General features: G+C 71.6%; 18 protein-coding genes. 16 read left to right on the top strand and 2 right to left on the bottom strand.

Annotated features, from left to right (window positions below):
- The first annotated feature begins 108 nt into the window (after window positions 1-108).
- The 16 genes from AC6JA9_RS28190 to AC6JA9_RS28115 all read left to right on the top strand — a co-directional run bounded on the left by AC6JA9_RS28190 (window position 109) and on the right by AC6JA9_RS28115 (window position 14,669).
- Complete coding sequence (locus AC6JA9_RS28190; protein ID WP_497958120.1) at window positions 109-768, top strand: riboflavin synthase; 660 nt, start codon at window positions 109-111, stop codon at window positions 766-768.
- Between the two features lie 40 nt (window positions 769-808).
- Window positions 809-1,312, top strand: a complete 504-nt coding sequence (ribH, locus tag AC6JA9_RS28185; protein ID WP_046714846.1) for a 6,7-dimethyl-8-ribityllumazine synthase — start codon at window positions 809-811, stop codon at window positions 1,310-1,312.
- 3 nt (window positions 1,313-1,315) lie between these two features.
- Window positions 1,316-1,747: a transcription antitermination factor NusB gene (gene nusB / locus AC6JA9_RS28180; RefSeq protein WP_141327756.1), complete on the top strand. Its 432-nt coding sequence runs from the start codon at window positions 1,316-1,318 to the stop codon at window positions 1,745-1,747.
- Window positions 1,748-1,772: 25 nt separating this feature from the next.
- Window positions 1,773-2,264, top strand: coding sequence for a M17 family peptidase N-terminal domain-containing protein (locus tag AC6JA9_RS28175; RefSeq protein ID WP_223745808.1), 492 nt, complete (start codon window positions 1,773-1,775; stop codon window positions 2,262-2,264).
- A gap of 59 nt (window positions 2,265-2,323) precedes the next feature.
- The gene (locus AC6JA9_RS28170) at window positions 2,324-2,698 is read left to right on the top strand and encodes a response regulator (RefSeq protein WP_046714844.1); all 375 of its coding nucleotides are present in this window, start codon (window positions 2,324-2,326) and stop codon (window positions 2,696-2,698) included.
- Window positions 2,695-5,322: a chemotaxis protein CheA gene (locus AC6JA9_RS28165; protein WP_497958119.1), complete on the top strand. Its 2,628-nt coding sequence runs from the start codon at window positions 2,695-2,697 to the stop codon at window positions 5,320-5,322. The genes AC6JA9_RS28170 and AC6JA9_RS28165 overlap by 4 nt, the downstream gene beginning before the upstream one ends.
- 34 nt (window positions 5,323-5,356) lie before the next feature.
- A complete protein-coding gene (locus tag AC6JA9_RS28160) occupies window positions 5,357-5,923 on the top strand; it encodes a chemotaxis protein CheW (protein WP_497958118.1) in 567 nt (188 codons plus the stop codon).
- The gene (locus tag AC6JA9_RS28155) at window positions 5,920-6,444 is read left to right on the top strand and encodes a chemotaxis protein CheW (RefSeq protein ID WP_046714842.1); all 525 of its coding nucleotides are present in this window, start codon (window positions 5,920-5,922) and stop codon (window positions 6,442-6,444) included. The genes AC6JA9_RS28160 and AC6JA9_RS28155 overlap by 4 nt, the downstream gene beginning before the upstream one ends.
- Window positions 6,445-6,462: 18 nt before the next feature.
- The gene (locus AC6JA9_RS28150) at window positions 6,463-6,843 is read left to right on the top strand and encodes a hypothetical protein (protein WP_141327766.1); all 381 of its coding nucleotides are present in this window, start codon (window positions 6,463-6,465) and stop codon (window positions 6,841-6,843) included.
- On the top strand, window positions 6,840-8,816 hold the full coding sequence (locus AC6JA9_RS28145; RefSeq protein WP_426745774.1) for a HEAT repeat domain-containing protein: 1,977 nt from the start codon (window positions 6,840-6,842) through the stop codon (window positions 8,814-8,816). Before AC6JA9_RS28150 ends, AC6JA9_RS28145 begins: the two co-directional genes overlap by 4 nt.
- 15 nt (window positions 8,817-8,831) lie before the next feature.
- Complete coding sequence (locus AC6JA9_RS28140; RefSeq protein ID WP_228557003.1) at window positions 8,832-9,713, top strand: CheR family methyltransferase; 882 nt, start codon at window positions 8,832-8,834, stop codon at window positions 9,711-9,713.
- Window positions 9,710-10,747: a protein-glutamate methylesterase/protein-glutamine glutaminase gene (locus tag AC6JA9_RS28135; RefSeq protein ID WP_267700321.1), complete on the top strand. Its 1,038-nt coding sequence runs from the start codon at window positions 9,710-9,712 to the stop codon at window positions 10,745-10,747. Before AC6JA9_RS28140 ends, AC6JA9_RS28135 begins: the two co-directional genes overlap by 4 nt.
- A gap of 46 nt (window positions 10,748-10,793) precedes the next feature.
- Window positions 10,794-11,174, top strand: coding sequence for a response regulator (locus AC6JA9_RS28130; RefSeq protein WP_223745816.1), 381 nt, complete (start codon window positions 10,794-10,796; stop codon window positions 11,172-11,174).
- Window positions 11,175-11,190: 16 nt separating this feature from the next.
- Complete coding sequence (locus AC6JA9_RS28125) at window positions 11,191-11,949, top strand: ABC transporter ATP-binding protein (protein ID WP_223745817.1); 759 nt, start codon at window positions 11,191-11,193, stop codon at window positions 11,947-11,949.
- Window positions 11,946-13,676, top strand: coding sequence for a putative ABC exporter domain-containing protein (locus tag AC6JA9_RS28120; RefSeq protein WP_497958117.1), 1,731 nt, complete (start codon window positions 11,946-11,948; stop codon window positions 13,674-13,676). The genes AC6JA9_RS28125 and AC6JA9_RS28120 overlap by 4 nt, the downstream gene beginning before the upstream one ends.
- A gap of 99 nt (window positions 13,677-13,775) precedes the next feature.
- Window positions 13,776-14,669, top strand: coding sequence for an NAD(P)-dependent oxidoreductase (locus tag AC6JA9_RS28115; RefSeq protein ID WP_497958116.1), 894 nt, complete (start codon window positions 13,776-13,778; stop codon window positions 14,667-14,669).
- 90 nt (window positions 14,670-14,759) lie between these two features.
- On the opposite strand, the gene AC6JA9_RS28110 is transcribed toward AC6JA9_RS28115, so the two are convergent.
- Both AC6JA9_RS28110 and AC6JA9_RS28105 read right to left on the bottom strand, forming a co-directional pair.
- Window positions 14,760-16,145, bottom strand: coding sequence for a RagB/SusD family nutrient uptake outer membrane protein (locus tag AC6JA9_RS28110; protein WP_223745820.1), 1,386 nt, complete (start codon window positions 16,143-16,145; stop codon window positions 14,760-14,762).
- 3 nt (window positions 16,146-16,148) lie between these two features.
- On the bottom strand, window positions 16,149-19,001 hold the full coding sequence (locus AC6JA9_RS28105) for a SusC/RagA family TonB-linked outer membrane protein (RefSeq protein WP_370640307.1): 2,853 nt from the start codon (window positions 18,999-19,001) through the stop codon (window positions 16,149-16,151).
- Window positions 19,002-19,202: the final 201 nt, after the last annotated feature.

Genomic DNA, 19,202 nt, shown 5'->3' with positions numbered 1-19,202 from the left:
GCACTTTCGGCGCCCATGAGCGGGGCGCATGGTGTCGGTGAATGACGGACACATCGGCGCGCCGGACGAGGGCGACCCGGGGGGCCGTTCGTTATAAGCCTGGGCATCATGTTCACCGGGCTCATTCAGGACATCGGCAGGGTGGAGCGCGTCATCCCGGGTGGGATGACGGACTTGTGGATTCACACGGCGCTGGGGGCCTCGGGCTTCGCGCTGGGCGAGTCGATCGCCGTGGATGGCGCGTGCCTCACGGTGGTGGAGCGGTCCGGGGACACCTTCCGGGTGCAGGTGGCGCCGGAGTCGCTCAGGCGCACCACGCTGGACGGGGTGCGGCCCGGGGACCGGGTCAACCTGGAGCGGGCGCTGGCGCTGGGGGACCGGCTGGGCGGGCACCTGGTCTCCGGGCACGTGGACCAGGTCAGCTCGGTGCTGGAGACCTACCCGGAAGGCGGCTCGTGGGTGATGGTGTTCGGCCTGCCCGAGTCCCTGGCGCCGTACTTCATCGAGAAGGGCTCGGTGGCCATCGACGGCATCAGTCTGACGGTCAACAGCGTGGGCGCGGACCGCTTCGGGGTGCAGCTGATTCCGGAGACGCAGGAGCGCACCACCCTGCGGGCCAAGGCGGTGGGGGCCCGGGTCAACCTGGAGGCGGACCCGATTGGGAAGTACGTGGCCCGGCTGTTCTCGCTCCAGCGCGGGCAGGTGGGCGCTTCCCCGGGTGGGGTGACGGAGGCGGCCGTCCGGGCGGCGGGCTTCGGCACGCCGTAGCAGGCGACGGCGGGGGCGCGGGTGGTGTAGGAAGCCCCGCATGCCTCGCTACATCGAAGGTGACTTCCTCCCCCCCAAGGGCCGCTTCGCCATCTGCGTTGCCCGCTTCAATGGCTTCATCACCGAGGAGCTGGCCAAGGGCGCCGTGGACACGCTGGTGCGCCACGGCGTGGCCGACGCGGACGTGGACGTGTACCGCTGCCCCGGCACGTACGAGCTGCCCGGGCTGGTGCGCCGCGTGACGGAGTCGCGTCAGTACGTGGGCGTCATCGCCCTGGGCGCCGTCATCCGCGGCGGCACGCCCCACTTCGACTACGTGGCCGGCGAGTGCGCCAAGGGCATCGGCGCGGTGGCCTTCAACGCGGCGGCGGCCAACCCCGCGACGTCCGTGACGTTCGGCGTGCTCACCACCGACACGGTGGAGCAGGCCATCGACCGGGCGGGCGTGAAGGCGGGCAACAAGGGCGCCGAGGCCACGCTGGCCTGCATCGAGATGGTGAACCTGTACGCGCGCATCCCCGCGCTCGACGCGAGGAAGGGGTAGTCCATGGGCGCGCGCAGAACGGGACGTGAGCGGGCGTTGCAGGCGCTCTACCAGCTGGAGATGGCGCCGGGGACGTCGGTGTACGAGGCGCTGGAGTCGGCGTGGACGGCCTCCGCCGAGGCCGAGGAGCAGAAGCGCGATCCGGACGCGGTGAAGTTCGCCCGCGAGCTGGTGGACGGCGTGCAGGGCCACCGCGCGGAGATCGACCGGCTCATCGAGTCGCACAGCCACAACTGGCGGTTGGACCGCATGTCCCGCATCGACCGCAACGTGCTGCGCGTGGGCATCTTCGAGCTGAAGTACCGTCCGGACATCCCCCGCAAGGTCACCATCAACGAGGCGGTGGAGCTGGGGAAGAACTTCGGGACGGAGGAGTCCAGCGCGTTCGTCAACGGCCTGTTGGACCGGGTGGCGGTGGCGCTCAAGAAGGACTGAAGTCCCGAGCCGAGGAGCAACCGCGGTGAGCCAGACGACGACGCACGACATCGGGATGGAGGGGCTGGACTCGCTGACCGGCGTGGACGCCCTGTGCCTGTTCGTGGCCGAGGATGATCGCCCGTTGCCGGCCACCGCGGGCTACGTGGACTGGCGCCTGTGCGGTGCGTTGTCGCGGGTGCTCAAGGGTGGCTTCTTCTCCGGCGTGAAAGACGACTGGCTCCTGTTGCCCGCGGACGGGAAGCTGGAGGTGCCGCGCATCTTCGTCGTGGGCCTGGGGGCCCGGAAGGCGCTGGACGCCGAAAGGCTCCACGAGGCGCTGGCCGAGGCGGGCAAGGTGCTCAGCCGGGCCAAGGTGGCGTCGGTGGCGCTGGAAATCCCCGGCGGCGGTTCGTTGGATGACGCGGCGCGGGCAGAGGCCTTCCAGAAGGGCTTCTTGCCGGCGTTCAAGGGCGGACGGGTGGCCCTCCTGACGGACAAGGCGCTCGTCCGACTCCTACCAGGCAGGAAGGGCTGAAGCTCGGCGACCGGGCAGGCCTTCTGTTAGCATCGGGGGACCGTCCGGGGCGTGCACGCATGCGTGTCAAGGTGTTGATTGTCGAGGACTCCAAGGCGTCGCGCGAATACATCGCGTCGACGGTGGAGGCGGTGGAGGGCATCGAGGCCGTCGTCACCTCCAGCGGCTTCGAGGCGCTGAAGCTGCTGCCGCGTCACCGCTTCGACCTCATCATCACCGACATCAACATGCCCGACATCAACGGGCTGGAGCTCATCAACTTCGTCAAGAAGAACCCCAACTACCGCGACGTGCCGCTCTTCATCATCACCACGGAGGGGCGGGAGCAGGACCGCGAGCGGGGCATGGCGTTGGGGGCGGCGGAGTACCTGGTCAAGCCGTTCCAGCCCGGCAGCCTCGAGGGGCTCTTGCGCCGGTACCTGAAGCTGCCGTGAGTCCCCCGAGCAAGGCCCTGGCCGAGTTCGTGGCCGAGGCGACCGAGATTCTCGAGGCGCTCGGCAAGGACTTGCTGGTGCTGGACGAGCGGCGCGGCCAGGAGGCGGACCCGGAGCGGGTCAACGGCATCTTCCGCGCGGCGCACTCGCTCAAGGGCCTGGCGGGGCTGTTCGGGCAGGAGCGCATCTCCCGGCTGGCGCACGGGACGGAGGACCTGCTCGACCGGCTGCGGCTGGGCAGGCTGCTGTTGGACGACGCGGTGCTCGACACGCTGATTGAAGCGCTGGATGCGTTCCAGTCGCTGCTGGCGGAGACGGCGCGGGGGTTGGAGACGGAGGGGCTGAGCCGGCGCGTGGAGGGCATGGCGGAGCGGTTGATCCGCCTGGGCGAGGTGCCCGTCGCTCGGGACGAGGACCCGCTGGAGCGGCTGGAACTGGAAGCGCAGGTGCGCTCGGTCTTCACGGAGTACGAGGAGCATCGGCTCCGGGAGAACATGCGGCGGGGCGTGGCGCTGTGGCGCGTGCGCGCGGCGTTCGACCTGTCTGACTTCGACAAGGGGCTGGCGGACCTGAACACGCGGCTCAAGCCGCTGGGCGAGGTCATCAGCACGCTGCCGTCCGCGCGGCCGGGTGGGGCGCATGGCATCGCGTTCGACCTCATCTTCGGCACGCACGTGTCGGTGACGGAGCTGGAGTCCGGGTTGAGTGGGACGCCCGCGGAGCTGGCTCCCCTCAATGTGCGGCCCGTGGGAGTGCCCGCGACGGCCCACTCGGCCGAGGTGCTGGCCCGGGTGGTCGAGCCGCCCGCCATCGTCGTGGAGCCGCCGGGCACGCGCCCCGAGAGTCCCGGGGTGGCGACGCCCGCGCCGAAGCGCGGTGGGAAGAAGCGCGGCGCGAAGGGGGCGGCGGAAGGGCGACAGCCGTCGCTGCCGCTCACGGAGCAAGGGCCTGGGGCGGTGCAAGGTGACGCCGGGCATGAGAACGCGGGCGCGCAGGGCGCTGATGGCGTCCCCGCCACGTACCTGGCGGGCTCATATCCGATGGGGCAGGGTGCTGGAGGCGTGAATCCCTCGTCGGTGCACCCCACGGGCGCGATTCCCCCTGGCGTCGTTCCTCCCGCGGACTCGGGACTCGCGGCTGGGGCGCGCGGCCCCGGGGCCCCCTCCGCCGCATGGAGCGCGACCGTCGCAAGCTCGGGCGCATTCCCCTCGGGGCTGCGCTCCTCCCCGTCGACGGGTCCGGGCGGCGGACCGTTGCCCCAGGGCGCTTCGGGCACCACCGGGCCGTCGCTCGTCACGTACCTCCAGGGCCCCGGAGGCCGCGCTCCCGTGCGCGCAGTGACGACCTCCGCCGAAGCCCCGACCTCTGCACCTCCGACGACCGTGGCCTCCACCACGCCGGAGCCGTCGCTGCGCTCGTTGACGCAGACGGTGCGCGTCGACATCGGCAAGCTGGATGGCCTCATCAACATGGTGGGCGAGCTGCTGCTCATCAAGGCGAACCTCCAGCGGCTCGCCGAGTCCGCGCGGCAGGACGGCGTGGTGCCCCTGTCGAAGCTGTTCGGTCAGGAGCTGGCGCGCGAGACGCGGGGCCTGGAGCGCAAGCTGGAGGCCCTCCAGGAGGGCCTGCTCGAGGCACGCATGGTCCCCGTGGGCCAGGTGTTCGACAAGCTGGCCCGGCTGGTGCGTCGCATCACCCGCGAGGCGGGCAAGGAGATCGACTTCGTCATCGGCGGCGGCGAGGTGGAGCTCGACAAGCTCATCGTCGAGGAGCTGAGCGACCCGCTCATGCACCTCATCCGCAACGCCATCGACCACGGCGTCGAGTCACCGGACGCGCGACTGGCCGCGGGCAAGTCCCGCCGCGCGGTGGTGGCGCTGCGCGCCGTGCAGAAGGGCAACCACGTCGTCATCGAGGTGAGCGACGACGGCGCGGGCATCGACGAGCTGCGCGTGCGCGAGGTGGCGCTGACGCGGGGCCTCATCACCTTCGCGCAGGCCGAGGAGATGGGCCGCCGCGAGCTGCTCAACCTCATCTTCCTGCCGGGCTTCTCCACCGCGCGCAGCGTGTCCGAGCTGTCCGGCCGAGGCGTGGGCCTGGACGTGGTGAAGAACAACCTGGGCAACCTCTCCGGCATCATCGACGTGTGGAGCGAGCGCGGGAAGGGCACCGCCTTCCACCTGACGCTGCCCGTCACGCTGGCCATCATCCGCGCGCTGGTCGTGGGCGTGAGCGCGCGCACGTACGCGGTTCCCCTCAACAGCGTGCTCGAAATCCTCTCCGTGCAGCCCCGCGAGATTCGCACCGTGGAGCGGCGCGAGGTGCTGGACCTGCGCGGACAGACGCTCCCCTTCGTGCGCCTGTCGCGCCTGTTCGGTCTGCCAGAGCGGCCGGTGAGCCGCTACTTCGTGGTGGTGGTGGGGCTTGCCCAGGAGCGGCTGGGCATCGCCGTGGACGAGCTGCACGGGCAGCAGGACATCGTCACCAAGCCCCTGGGCGGCCGGCTGCAATCGGTCCGGGGCATCTCCGGCGCCACGGACCTGGGAAACCGGACTCCCGTGCTGGTGCTGGATGTCGGCGCGCTGCTGGAAGACGGGCTGGCCCTGGAGCGAAGGCGGGCCTGACGTCCGGCGCGGCCGGCTGCTATCCTCGCGAGCCGTGTCCCGGTTCGCCGAACTGCTCGACGACTTCTTCTTCCGTCCGGACGAGGACGTCAGCGGGCTGCAGGACTTCGCCGCCGGCAGCGACGGCGTGGCCTCCGTCACGCCCGAGGAGGTCCCCGAGGAGTACCTCGCCTTCCGCCTGGAGGGAGAGTGCTACGCGGTGCCCATCCGCGCGGTGCGCGAGATCGCCAAGGTGCCGCCGCTGACGGAGATTCCCAGGGCCGAGCCCCAGCTGCTGGGCGTGCTGAACCTGCGCGGCGAGCTGCTGCCCGCGTACGACATCAAGGTGCGCCTGGGCCTCGCGGAACGCGCGCCGCTGGTCGCCGGCCCCGAGGCGCCCGTGCCGCCGCGAGACGCACGCATCCTCGTGCTGCGCACGCAGACGGGGCCCGCGGGTGTGTGGGTGGACAGCGTCAGCGGCGTGGTGAAGCTCAAGCCCTCCATGTTGGAGCCGCCACCGCCGAGCCTCCGAATAGGGGACCGTGACTGCGTGGTGGCCATCGGCCGACGCGGACCCTCGCTGTTCATCCTCCTGGACCCCGAACAGGCGCTGGCGTCATGAAGGACTCCGTCAACCTGCTGGCGCATCATCCTTCCGGTGTGCCCGAGGCGCCCGCGGGACACCCGGACTCGCCAGTGCAGCTGTGCGCCTTCTTCGTCGGCGAGGACGAATACGCGCTCGACATCCAGCGCGTGGAGGAGGTGCTCCCGCTCCAGCGCGTGACACCCATCCCCCACGCGCCGTCGTTCGTCGAAGGCGTGCTGCACCTGCGCGGCGTCATCCTGCCGGTGGTGGACCTGCGCAAGAGATTGCAGGGGCAGCCCTCGGTGGAGTCGCGCAAGGCGCGCCTCTTGGTCTGCAGGCTGGGCGCGCGGCGGGTGGCGGTGAAGGTGGAGCGCGTGGCGGAGGTGCTGCGCGCGCGTCGGGGTGATATCAAGCCCGCGCCCGCGTTGACGGTGGCGGGGCGCTCGCCCTTCGTCGTGGGGGTGTGCGGTCCACCGGACCGGTTGCGACTGTTGCTGGACTTGAAGGCGCTGTTGCGCGCGGAGCTGGAGCGCGAGGCGGTTCGTCCGGCGCGATGACACGTGAAGGGAAGGGCCATGCCTCGCAGTGACTTGGACAACCACCGCCGCATCCTCGGCATCAGCTTCCTGGTGGTGAACGGCTTGACGGTGCTGGTGGGCGTCGGCGCGATGCTCTTCTTCACGGTCATGGGGCTGGGCATCATCAGCGACTCCGCTTCGGCCAAGGACCGCGCCGACTTCTGGTGGTTCGGCGGCGGCGTGAGCGTCTGTGTCCTGGTGTACTGCCTGCCGGGGCTCTTCACGGGCATCGGCTTGTTGAAGCGGCGCGCGTGGTCGCGGGTGCTGGCGCTGGTGCTGGGAATCCTGAACCTGGCGAACTTCCCGCTGGGCACGTGCCTGGGCATCTACGCCCTCTGGTTCTACGCGCAGGAAGGGTCCGACCGGGTCTTCGAATGAGCCACCTGCCCGTCTTCCCCGCGGAGGAGGAGCGCTACCGCGCGCTCCAGGAGCTGGACCCGCGAGCAGAGGGCATCCTCGACGTGCTCGTCACCGGCCTGCACGACGAGAGCTGGCGCGTGCGGCACGCGGCGGCGACGGGCCTGCAGCGGCTGACGCCCCCCGAGCAGGTGGCCTCCCGGCTCGTCGCCGTGCTGGGCGAGCGCGGGGAGACGGGCGCGCGCAACGCCGCGGCGGAGGCCCTCTCCGGCCTGGGCCCGGCCGCGCTCGCGCCGCTGGTGAAGCTCTTGGGCCACGTGGACCCGGACCAGCGCAAGTTCGCCGCGGACATCCTCGGGCAACTGGGGCTCGGCACCGCGGAGCTGCCGCTCGTCCAGGCCCTGGAGGACCCGGACCTGAACGTGCGCGTGGCGGTGTCGGAAGCGCTGGGGCGCGTGGGCGGGGAGCACGCGGCGCGCGCGTTGTCGCGGCTGCTCGGTGACGCGGAGCCGCTGCTGCGCCTGTCCTCGCTGGAGGGCCTGGCGCTCCTGCGTCGCCCTCCGCCCCTGCCCGTGGTGGTGGCGCTGCTGGACGACGCGAAGCTGCGACGCAGCGCCTTCCGCGTGCTGGGGCTCATCCCCCAGGTGGCCGCCACGGAGCGGCTGTGTCAGGGCCTGTCGTCGGACGCGCGCTCGATTCGCGAGGCAGCCCTGGCGGCGCTGGGCACGCAGGCCTCGCTGGTGGAGGCGTCGCGTCGCTGTGAGCTGGAGGCCGTCATCGTCGCGGCGCTCCGGCGCCTGCCGGACGCGGTGTCGCGGCTGGAGCAGGCGATGGAGGCGGAGGACGTGGCGGTGCGCTCGGGCGCGCTGCTCGCGGTGGCGGCGCTGGGCGAGGCCTCGCTCGCGGTGCGGGTGGCGGAGGTCGCCCGCGAGGACCGGCTGCTGCGGGATGTGCTGGGCACGCTGGGGCGGCTGGGCTCCGAAGGTGGCCGGCTCCTGCTCGCGGCGATGGCGGACCTGTCCGCGCCGGCGAGGGCCGCGGCGGCCGAGGCGCTGGTGGACCTGGTGGACCCCGGCTCCGTCACGCCGCTGTGCGCGCTGCTGGAGTGGGCGGAGGATGACCTGCGCGGGGTGGTGGTGCGGGCGTTGGGGCGGACCCGCTCACCGGAGGCGGCCAGCCCGCTGGTGGATCTGCTGCGGGACCCGGTGACGGCGGGCGCGGCGACGCGGGCCCTGGGCGCGCTCGCGGGGAGCTGCCGGGCGGCGGTGCTGTCGGCGCTGGAGGAGGCGGTGGCGCGTCGGGCCACCCCCGTGGCGGTGACGGCGCTGGGCCGCGTGGGAGGCGCGCCCGCGCTGCCGTCGCTGCGTGCGCTCGCGCGCGATGTCGACCCGCGCTGGCGAGCCGCGGCGGTGGAGGTGGCCGGAGAGGTGGACGGCGGCGTCGGTCGGGAGCTGGCGCGCGCGGCGCTCGCGGACGAGGCCTCTCCCGTGCGGGCGGCGGGAGCGCGCGCCATGGGACGGTTGGGAGGCGCGGAGGCGGGCGCGCTGCTGCGCTCCGCGCTCCAGGACGAGGACGCCTCCGTGAGGCGGGCCGCGGTGGAGGCGGTGGGGGAGAGCGGCGCGGTGGACCGCGCGCCGGAGCTGGAGCGACTGGTGCGTCATCCGGACGGCGCGTTGGCGGTGGCCGCGGTGCGGGCGCTGTCGAGGCTGGGCCGGGTGGAGGCGAAGGTGCTGCGGGAGGCGTCTGGGCATTCCGACGAGGAGGTGGTGAAGGCGGTGTTGTCCGCGGGTGCGGTGTCGCGGGAGGGCGTGACTCTGGCGGTATCCTTGCTGGAGCATCCCCACTGGGATGTGCGCGCGGCGGCGGCGCGAGTGCTGGGAGACTCGGGAGGGCCGGAGTGTCTGGAGCCGGCCCGTCGGGTGCTGGAGACGGAGCCGGACGCGCTGGCTCGACAGGCACTGGCGGACGCGGTGGAGCGCTTGTCGCGGCGCTGAGCGGGGGGACTCGGGGTGGCTCGCTTCGACGACAGTCGGCCGGAGATGACCGCGGAGGAGTTCCGGCTCCTGCGCGACCACGTGTACTCGCACTGCGGCATCCTCGTGCACGAGGACATGAAGTTCGTGATGGAGCGGCGGCTGTGGCCGCGCCTGGAGACGCTGGGCGTCCCGGACTTCAGCGCCTACCACCGCTACCTGCGCTACGACGCCAACCGGCACGCGGAGCTGGAGGCCGCCGTCGAGTCGCTCACCACGCACGAGACGTACTTCTTCCGCGAGCCCTCGCAGCTCAAGGCCTTCCGGGAGGAGCTGCTGCCCGTGCTCGAGAAGCGCAACGCGCGCACGAAGCGGCTGCGCCTGTGGTCCGCGGGGTGCTCCTCCGGTGAGGAGGCGTACACGCTGGCGATGCTCCTCAAGGACGAGCCCCGCTTCGAGGGCTGGGACGTGGAGGTGTACGGCTCCGACATCTCCCGGCGCGTGCTGACGATGGCGCGGCGCGCGGAGTACGGCCCGTCCGCGCTGCGCGCCACGTCCGCGGACCTGCTGGAGCGCTTCTTCGTCCCCGCGGGCAACACCAAGGTGCGCGTGCGCGACGATGTCCGCGCCATGGTGTCCTTCGGCCATCACAACCTGCTGGACGAGGCCGGCAGCCAGCTGGTGATGAAGATGGACGCGGTGTTCTGCCGCAACGTGATGATCTACTTCGACCAGTCCGCGCGCAGGAAGGTGCTGCGAATCCTGCGCGACAGGCTGGTGCCCGGGGGGTACCTGCTCCTGGGGCACTCGGAGAACCTGCTCAACCTGGGCGCGGACTTCGAGCTGGTGCACCTGCGCGGAGACCTGGTGTACCGCAGGCCCGAGCTGCCGGGGCTCGCGGGCGGTGAGGTCCGATGAGCGAGCGGGGCACGGTCTCGGTGCTCGTCATCGACGACTCCGCGCACAACCGGCACACGCTCACCACGCTGCTGGAGTCCTCGCCGGACGTGCGCGTGCTGGACCGCGCGGCCGACGGCGAGGAGGGCCTCAAGAAGGTCCTGGAGCTCAAGCCGGACGTGGTGACGTTGGACCTGGAGATGCCGAAGCTGGGCGGCTACACGTTCCTGCGGCTGCTCATGCGCACGGCGCCCACGCCCGTCATCGTCATCTCCAGCTACGCGCACCGCTCGGATGTCTTCAAGGCGCTGGAGCTGGGCGCCTTCGACTTCATCGCCAAGCCCGCGCGCGGCACGCCCGAGGAGCTGGAGGGGCTGCGCGTGGAGCTGCTCGACAAGGTGCGCGCCGCCCTGCACGTGCGGCCGGGACAGCGCCACGTGTCGCCCGGGGCGAGAGCGCTGGCGGTGGCGGGCGAGCTGCCCCTGGTGGTGGCCATCGGCGCGTCCACGGGAGGACCTCCCGCGGTGCAGCGTGTGCTGGAGGGGCTGGCCGCGGAGCCGACGCCGTGCGTGCTGGTGAGCCAGCACATGCCCGCGCAGTTCACCCGGGCCTTCGCGGACCGGCTGGACAGGATTGGCCCCTTCTCCGTGACGGAGGCGAGCGAGGGGGACGTGGTGCAGCCCGGGCACGTGTACATCGCGCCCGGAGGCCGGCACCTGGTGGTGGTGGACCGGGGGACGCGGCTGGAGCTGCACACGCCCCCGCCGACGCCCGTGGACAAGTACGCGCCGAGCGTGGACCGGCTCTTCACCAGCGTGGCGCAGGTGCTGGGCCCGCGCGCGCTCGCGGTGGTGCTGACGGGCATGGGGGCGGACGGGGCGCTGGGGGCGCGCGAGGTGCAGCGCGCGGGGGGCGAGGTCTGGGCGGAGTCGGAGGAGACCGCGGTGGTGTACGGCATGCCGGGCGAGGCGGTGGCGGCCGGGGCGGTGAAGCGGGTGCTGCGACTGGGGGAAATCGGACCCGCGCTCGCCTCGCTGGCCCGTCGTCGACGGTGAGATGGCCGGGCGGGGCGACGGGGTCGGGTGTTAGTGTGCGCGGGCCATGACGCAGCAGATTCGAGCCCTCGTCGTCGACGACTCGCAGGCGATGCGACGCAGCATCATGTACGCGTTGCAGCGCATCAGCGGGATGGTCTGCACCGAGGCGCAGGACGGCGCCGAGGGGCTCAAGAAGCTGACCCAGGGCCGCTTCGATCTGGTGCTCACGGACATCAACATGCCGTTGATGGACGGGCTGAAGCTCATCCACCACATCCGTCAGGCCACGGACCATCGCGGCGTGCCCATCGTCGTCATCACGACGGAAGGCGCGGCGGCGGACCGGGAGCGGGCGCTGGCGCTGGGCGCCAGTGCGTACCTGGTGAAGCCCGTGCAGGCCAAGGTGGTGATGGACACCGTCAGGGACCTGCTGAAGCTGGCCTGAGGCGAGGGGCGTGCGAATGGACTTCGTCCTGCGGGTGGCGGGCCTGGAGAAGCGCTACGGCGCGGTGACGGCGGTGCAGGGCCTGCACTTCAACGTGGCGCCCGGCGAGGTGCTGGGCCTGGTGGGCCCCAACGGCGCGGGCAAGACGTCCACGCTGCGCTGCCTCGCCGGCATCCTCCCGCCCTCGGCGGGCAAGGTCATCGTGGCGGGGTATGATTTGGGCAAGGACGCGGTGGAGGCCAAGCGCGAGCTGGCCTTCCTGCCCGACGAGCCGCGCTTCTTCGACTACCTCACGGTGTGGGAGCACCTGAACTTCACGGCGCGGCTCTACGGCGTGGAGGACTGGGAGGCGCGGGGCCGCGCGCTCCTGGAGGAGATGGAGCTGACGGGCAAGGAGAAGGCGCTGCCCGGCGAGCTGTCGCGCGGCATGAAGCAGAAGCTGTCCATCGCCTGCGGCTTCCTGCACTCGCCCCGGCTCATCCTGCTCGACGAGCCGCTCACGGGCCTGGACCCCATCGGCATCCGGCGCATGAAGGACTCGCTGCGTCGGCGCGCGGAGGAGGGCTCGGCGCTGGTGTTGTCCTCGCACCTGTTGCCCCTGGTGGAGGAGCTGTGCCACCGGCTGCTGGTGATTGCAGGAGGGCGGGCCATGGCGCTCGGCAGCCTGGAGGAGATTCGCGCGCGGCTGAGTGGACCGGACGCGGGCAGCGCGTCGCTCGAGGACCTCTTCGTGCGTATCACCAGCGGCGCGGGCTCGGAGATGCCCAGGCCGTGAGCTTCCCGGGCGCGGTGCTCTTCCTCTGGCTTGCGTCCACGCGCAACCGCCTGCGGCTCCAGGTGCTGCGGCTGCGCAAGCCCCGCTACCTCGTGGGCGCGGCGGTGGGCCTGTTCTACATCTACTCGCTCTTCCTGCGCCGGCTGGACTTCACGGGACCGGTGGCCGCGGTGCCTCCGGGCGTGAGGCTGTTCGCGGAGCTGTCGCTGGTGGGCTCGGTGCTCGTCACGCTGTTCTCCGCGTGGGCGCTGGGGCCGGACCGGCCCTCGCTGACCTTCACGGAGACGGAGGTGGTGCAGCTGTTCCCCGCGCCCGTCACCCGGCGCTCGCTGTTGCACTACAAGCTCGCCCGAGGCGCGATGGGCGCGGCGGTGGGCGCGCTGTTCGCCACGCTGTTCGTCGGCCGGGTGGTGAGCCCCGAGCCCGCGCTCTTCTTCGCCGGGGCCTTCCTGTCGCTCGGCACGCTGTACCTGCACGGCATCGCGGCGTCCTTCATGCGCACGCGCTGGGCTGCGAGGGGACGGCGGGGGCAGGTGGAGCGCTGGGTGGGCGTGGGGCTGGTGCTCGCCGCGGTGGTGATGGGGGTGTTCTCCACGCTGGAGACGTACCCGTTCCCCAGGACGGTGGGGACGCCGGGGGCGCTGCGCCACTGGGTGGAGGCGGTGGTGGCCTCGCCGGGGCTGAGCGCGGTGCTGTGGCCCGGCCGGCTCCTGGTGGCGCCGTCGCTGGCGCGCGACACCTCGGCCTTCTGGAGCGCGCTGCCGCCCGTGGTGGTGCTGGCCGTGGCGCACTACGTCTGGGTGCGATTGGCGGAGGTGCCCTTCGAGGAGACGGCGGTGACGCAGGCCGAGGCGCGCGTGCGTGAGCAGTCCCAGCGCCTGTCCGGGACGCTCGTGCGCAAGGGCGGGCTGGGGGCTCGAAAGGCGCCCTTCCGGCTGTCGGCGCGGGGGCGTCCCGAGGTGGCGCTCATCTGGAAGAACCTCATCACCCGCAAGCGGATGGCGGGCGGGGTGTGGACGGTGATGGCGCCGCTGCTGCTCGCCGCCGTCATCGTGTCGGTGATGGGCGAGTCGAACGTGTTCACCGACACGCGCCGCGTGGTGGGGCCCATGGCCACGCTGCTGGCGGTGATGATGACGGTGGTGGGGCCGAGCGCGTTCCGCATGGACCTGCGCATGGACCTGCCGAAGCTGGACCTCTTGCGCGCGCTGCCGCTCGCGGGCTGGCAGGTGGTGGGCGCGGAGCTGGCGGCGTCGGCGCTGGTGGTCAGCAGCCTGCAGCTGGGGCTGCTCGCGGTGGGCCTCGTCTGTGGCCCGGGCGCCGAGGACGACTGGCTCATGACGTACTGGTGGCCCGGGGGACTGGCGCTGGCGGCGCTGTTGCCCTCGGTGGCGCTGGCGGGGCTGTTCGTCCAGAACGGCGCGGTGGTGTTGTTCCCCGCGTGGGTTCCGGCGGACCGGGTGGGCAGCGCGCGCGGCATCGAGGCCCTGGGCCAGCGCCTGCTGACGCTGGTGGGCTCGCTGGTGGTGTCCCTGCTGGGGCTGGTGCCCGCGGCGCTGGTGGGCTCGCTGGTGGCCTTCGTGGCCTGGAGCTCGCTGGACTTCTGGGCGCTGCCGCTGGCGGGGCTGGCGGCGGCGGCCGTGCTGCTGACGGAGGTGGGGCTGGGCGTGCTCTGGCTGGGCCGCGCTTTCGAACACCTGGACGTCTCCGAGGACCGGCCGGAGTAGGCCCGAGCGTCGGCTCCTGGACTCGCGCCCGGAAAGAGGTGGCGGGCACCGGGCCCGGGCGCGCAGGAAGTCCGCGGACCGAACCGACGGGAGCGCGACATGAAGGTGGGATTCGTGGGACTGGGCAACATGGGGCTGCCCATGGCGAAGAGCCTGCTTGGCGCCGGGCATGCGCTGACGGTGTGGAACCGCTCACCGGCGCGAGGCGAGCCCCTGGTGAAGCAGGGCGCGCGCATGGCGTCGAGTCCCGCGGACGCGGCCCGGGGCGCCGACGTGGTGTTCAGCATGCTCGCGGACGACGTGGCGGCGGAGGCCGTGTCCTTGGGCGCCCAGGGCATCATCGAGGAGCTGGGCAAGGGCGCGGTGCACGTCTCCTCGAGCACCATCTCCGTGGCGCTCTCCCAGCGCCTGACGGACGCGCACGCCAGCGCGGGGCAGGGCTACGTGGCGGCGCCCGTGTTCGGCCGCCCCGAGGCCGCCGAGGCGAAGCAGCTGTGGGTGGTGGCCGCGGGCGCGCAGGTGGACGTGGAGCGCGTCAAGCCGCTGCTGGAGTCCCTGGGCCGGGGCCTCACGGTGCTGGGCGAGCACGCGTCCATGGCCAACGTGGTGAAGCTGTCGGGCAACTTCCTCATCGCGTCGATGCTGGAGGCGCTCGCGGAGGCGTTCGCCTTCACGCGCAAGTCCGGCGTCGAGCCCCGACAGTTCCTGGAGGTGTTCCAGTCCGTCTTCGCAAGCTCGCCCATCTTCGCCAACTACGCCCGCGCCATCGCGGAGGAGCGGTACTCGCCGGCGGGCTTCGCCCTGCGGCTGGGGCTCAAGGACGTGGGGCTGGTGCTGGAGGCTGCGCGCGCGGCGGAGGTGCCCATGCCACTGGCCAGCCTCGTGAGGGACCAGTACCTGGGCGGCGTGGCCCAGGGACATGGAGACCTGGACTGGTCCGCGCTGGGAGCGCTCGTCGCGGAGCGCGCGGGGCTGGGCAGGCCTCCTCGCTGAAATGAAACGCCCCGGGCGAGCGACGATGCGCGCACCCGGGGCTGTGACGACGGGGGCTCCAGGCGTTGGCGCTGGAGCCCCGGAGGACGGCTACTGCCGTCCGTTGACCTCGGCGACGGGGATGGGGAAGAACGCGTGCGGCGGGACGTTGGGGTCCAGGTTGCGCGGCAGCTCGTCCAGCTTCCCGTAGCGGCGCATGTCGATCCACCGGTGGCCGCCCTCGAACATCAGCGAGTAGCGCTTCTGCTTGAGCAGCTCGTCCACGGCGTTCTCCGCGGTGATGTCCGTGCGCGCCGGCAGGCGGCCGGAGCGGGTGCGGATGTAGTTGAGGTCATCCGCGGCGGCGCCAATCTGGCCCATGCCGATGTTGGCCTCGGCGCGCAGGAGGATGAGCTCCTCGTTGCGGATGATGGGCACGGGCGCGTCCGCGGACGTGTACAGCGTGAAGCGCAGGTCCGTCGTCAGCTTGCCGTCCGCGGCGCTGACGGGGGCGTTGAGCTTGACCGTCTTGCGCGTCACGCGGTCATCCACCGGGCCACCCGCGCCCGCGGTCTCCGCGTCCGTCGCGATGGACGGGTGGGCGAAGACGGTGGTGGACAACAGGCCGTTGTCCGCGTCGCCGGAGGCCGCGCGGAAGACGTGGTAGACGCCGACGTTGAGCGAGGCGAGGGCCGCGGCCTTCGCGCCGTCATCGGCCGGGACGTTGGCGGTGATGAAGGACTGGCTCAGCGCCGTGAGCGCGTCCTCGTTGCGGCCCATGTACACGGCCACGCGCGCGCGGACGGCGCGGTTGAACGTGCGGAACGTCGCCGGCGTGTCGAAGCCGTTGAAGCCCGTGCTCAGCCGGAACGAGAAGCTGTCCCCGGCGTTGTCCAGGTGGCCCGCGGCCGTGTCGAGCAGCCCGGCGATGTGGGCGAACACCGCGTCCTTGCCCTCGATGGGGGCCAGGTCCGCGCCCAGCGGGCGGTCCACGTCGATGGGCGCGCCCTGGGTGTCACGCGTGTTGATGACCACCAGGAAGTCGAGCGCCTGCATCGTCTTCGCGAAGCCGCGCACGCCCTCCTTCTGCGCGTCCGACAGGCCCGCCACCTTCTCCAGCGCGGCCAGCAGGGTGTTGGCGTTGCGGATGTTGGCGTAGGGCGCCGTCCAGTAGTTGCCGCCGAAGGCCGCGGCGCCCGGGTCCATGACGGGGCCGAGCATCTCGTCGATGGCGCGCGGGTCCGCGGGGTCGAACACGTACGCCTCGCGGCCGATGACGCCCAGCTGCGCGACGTAGCCGTTCGGCGCCGACACGCCCGCGCGGTGGCCCAGCAGCAGGCCCGTGGACGCGCTGTTGACGCCGGAGACGGTGGGGTTGTCGCGGAAATCATCCAGGCTGGGGTTGTTGAGGTCGCCGATGTCCAGGCTGCCGCAGCCGCCCAGTCCCACCGCCGCGCACAACGCCAACAGGGTCTTCTTCGTCTGGTACATGTTCATGGCTTAGAACCCGACGTCGAGCGACGTCCAGAAGCTGCGGCTGGGAGGGAACGGGGCGACGTCGATGTTGCGCGCGATGGCCTGGTTGCCGAAGTTGCTCACCTCGGGGTCCAGACCCGAGTAGCCCGTGAACACCAGGAGGTTGCGGCCGCTGAGGCTCAGCCGCGCGTTCTGGAGCTTCGGGATGGCGGACACCCAGCTCTTGGGCAGGTTGTAGCTGAGCGTCACCTCGCGCAGCTTCAGGAACGTCGCGTCCTCGATGTAGATGGTCGCGTTGCCCCGGCGGTTCGCCACGCGCTCACGGCCCGCCGTCTCGAAGTCCGCGGAGGTGCCCGCGCTGTCATACAGGTAGCGCGTCAGGTTGATGATGTCGCTGCCCTGCTGCCAGTGCCACAGGAAGGACAGCGTCACGTCCGCGTAGCGCAGCGTGTTGGCGAAGCCCATGGTGAAGGTGGGCTCCGTGTCGCCAATCTTGCGGACGATGGGGTTGCCGTTCGCGTCGCGGCCCACGTTGCCGACGATCTGCGTGGCGGACGCGCCCTCCTCGATGAAGAACGCGCCCAGCGAGTTGCCGAAGCCGCCCGCCTGGAAGGGCGCCACCGGCAGGTTCGTCACCTTGCTGCGGTTGAGCGCGAAGGTCGCGGAGCTGGTCCACTCGAGCGGGCCGCTCAGCGGCGTCACCTGCACCATGGCCTCGATGCCGCGGTTGCGCAGCGAGCCGCCGTTGACGAACTGGGTGGTGAAGCCCGTGGAGGTGGGCAGCGCGCGGCGCAGCAGCATGTCGCTGATGCCACGCTGGTACACGGACAGCTCCAGCGTCAGGTCGCCGCCGAACAGCAGCGCGTCGACACCGGCCTCGATTTCACGCTGGCGCTCCGGACGGATGTTCGGGTCGCCCGCCACGCCCGTGCCGATGAGGCCCGGGGTTCCCTGCACGTTGTTCAGCGCGCTCATGCCGCTGAACTTCATGCCGTACTGGGGCAGGTTGCCCGTCTCGCCGTAGGCCGCGCGGACCTTCAGCTCGTTCATGAACGCCGGCAGCGTGGGGATGCGGTACGCGGCCGCCAGCTTGGGGAAGAAGAACAGCTTGTTGGGGTTGCCGTTGACGCTGGACTGCTCGCCACGCACGGCGCCCACCAGGGTCAGCCGCTCCTCGAGCAGGAGCACCTCCTCCTGCAGGTAGTAGCCGCGGTCCCTCACGTGGTTGGCGTCGTCGCGCACGCCAATCACGGTGCCGTTGTCCACGCCGGGCTGGCCGGCGTTGAGGTTCTCGCTGATGACGTAGGTGGAGTCGATGCGGCGCTCCTCGAGCTGCACACCGACGGACGTGGTGGCGCTGAGGAACTTGGAGGCCGGCTTGTAGCTGTGCACCAGGTTGAGGCCGCCGTTGAGGTTGCGCACCTGGCTGGTGCCGAACAGCGACGTGCCCGGGAAGGTGTCGTCCACCGGCTCGAAGTTGAGCTCGGGCGGGAACAGCAGCCGGTTCTCCTGCTGGAAGCGGTCCACGCCCGCGTTGGCCAGCACTCGCAGGTGGTGCTCGTCCGTCTTCATCAGGTGCACGGTGGCGTCACCGGACCCGATGAAGCGCCACACGTCCTCGTCGTTCTTCACCAGCGCGGCCGTCTGCAGCGGGTTGGCGCCGTTGCCGAGGAACGGGTTGGTGGGGTACACGCCGGCCGCGTCCGGGTCCATGTTCAGGAACTCGGGCACGTTGGGCAGCACCATGTAGTTGGTGATGGTCTGGTTGTCGTTGTTCGTCAGACCGCGCTGACCCAGCGTGTGGATGAGGTTGGTGGCGACGTTCACCTCCACCACCTCGCCGATCGTCTGACCCAGGTTGAGGCGGAACGACTCCTTCTCGTACCCGGTGTTCTTGATGATGCCCTCGTCGTTGCGGAGCATCGCGGACGCGAAGTAGCGCGTGTTGCCGCTGGCGCCGCTCACGCTGGCGAGCGTCTCCGTGGACAGGTCCCGCCGGCCGCTCAGCTTGGCCTCGTGGTCATACCGGTTGCCGGTCCAGTAGTTGGCGGCCTCCGGACCGAAGGTCTCCACGGCCTCTTCCACCGTCTCGAAGCGGCGGGTGCCCAGCTTGTTGGCCAGCGTGTACATGCCCACGCGCTGGGTGAGCTCCACCTTGGGCTCGCCGGCGCGGCCGCGCTTGGTGTTGATGATGACGACGCCGTTGGCGGCCTTGGAGCCGTAGATGGCGGCGGCGGACGCGCCCTTGAGGACCTCGATGCTCTCGATGTCGTTGGGGTTGATGTCCGCGATGCGGTTGACCTGGTTGTCCTGGGTGGGGTTCGGGTTGGAGCCGCCCACCGAGTCGGTCACCACGTACACGCCCGAGGCGATGGCCACGTCGCTGACGAGCACGCCGTCGATGACGTAGAGGGGCGCGGTGGAGCCGTTGATGGTGGACACGCCGCGCAGGCGCATCTGGATGCCGCCGCCCGGGGCGCCGGAGTTCTGCTGGATGTTGGCGCCGGCGATCTTGCCCTGGAGGGCCTGGTCCACCGTCTGCGCGGGCGCGCGGTTCATCTCCTCCGCGCTGACGGAGGCCACGGAGTTGGCCAGGTGCTTGCGCGCCAGCTCGGAGGCGCGGCCCACGACGACCATCTCCTCGGAGAAGACGTTGTCGAGCGCCACGTTCACGTTGTCCTGCGTGGCGCCGACGCGCACCTCACGCTCGCCGTAGTCCTGGCTGGAGAACAGCAGCGTGGTGGCCCCCGGCGGGACGTTGGGCAGCGAGAACGTGCCGTCCAGCTCCGTCTCCACGCCCTGGGTGGTGCCCTTGATGATGACGCGCACCAGCGGCAGGCCCTCGTTCGTCAGCCGGTCCGCGACGCGTCCCTTCACCGTCCGGCCCAAGGAGGGCGCGGGCGCCGCGGCGGGCGGGGGGGAGGCTGGAGTGGTGGCGGCCGGAGCCTGAGCGGGTGCCGGGGTCGCCGGAGCCTGCGCCGCGGGAGCCTGCGGCTCGGGAGCCGGAGTGGTGGCCTCCTGCGCCATGGTTTCCAACGAGAAGAGTGCGATCACGCACCCCGGAATCAACGCTCTCTT

It is taken from the genome of Myxococcus sp. MH1, from assembly GCF_059738865.1.
The sequence above is the reverse complement of the archived record's forward strand: the minus strand, read 5'-3'. Positions and strand labels throughout refer to the sequence as shown.

What these genes read in the sequence shown, in the direction of transcription:
- AC6JA9_RS28145 (WP_426745774.1), top strand. Translation starts at nt 6,840, where the DNA reads ATGAGCCACCTGCCCGTCTTCCCCGCGGAGGAGGAGCGCTACCGCGCG.
- AC6JA9_RS28125 (WP_223745817.1), top strand. Translation starts at nt 11,191, where the DNA reads ATGGACTTCGTCCTGCGGGTGGCGGGCCTGGAGAAGCGCTACGGCGCG.
- AC6JA9_RS28150 (WP_141327766.1), top strand. Translation starts at nt 6,463, where the DNA reads ATGCCTCGCAGTGACTTGGACAACCACCGCCGCATCCTCGGCATCAGC.
- AC6JA9_RS28135 (WP_267700321.1), top strand. Translation starts at nt 9,710, where the DNA reads ATGAGCGAGCGGGGCACGGTCTCGGTGCTCGTCATCGACGACTCCGCG.
- ribH (WP_046714846.1), top strand. Translation starts at nt 809, where the DNA reads ATGCCTCGCTACATCGAAGGTGACTTCCTCCCCCCCAAGGGCCGCTTC.
- AC6JA9_RS28190 (WP_497958120.1), top strand. Translation starts at nt 109, where the DNA reads ATGTTCACCGGGCTCATTCAGGACATCGGCAGGGTGGAGCGCGTCATC.
- AC6JA9_RS28130 (WP_223745816.1), top strand. Translation starts at nt 10,794, where the DNA reads ATGACGCAGCAGATTCGAGCCCTCGTCGTCGACGACTCGCAGGCGATG.
- AC6JA9_RS28110 (WP_223745820.1), bottom strand. Translation starts at nt 16,145, where the DNA reads ATGAACATGTACCAGACGAAGAAGACCCTGTTGGCGTTGTGCGCGGCG.
- AC6JA9_RS28115 (WP_497958116.1), top strand. Translation starts at nt 13,776, where the DNA reads ATGAAGGTGGGATTCGTGGGACTGGGCAACATGGGGCTGCCCATGGCG.
- nusB (WP_141327756.1), top strand. Translation starts at nt 1,316, where the DNA reads ATGGGCGCGCGCAGAACGGGACGTGAGCGGGCGTTGCAGGCGCTCTAC.
- AC6JA9_RS28155 (WP_046714842.1), top strand. Translation starts at nt 5,920, where the DNA reads ATGAAGGACTCCGTCAACCTGCTGGCGCATCATCCTTCCGGTGTGCCC.
- AC6JA9_RS28170 (WP_046714844.1), top strand. Translation starts at nt 2,324, where the DNA reads ATGCGTGTCAAGGTGTTGATTGTCGAGGACTCCAAGGCGTCGCGCGAA.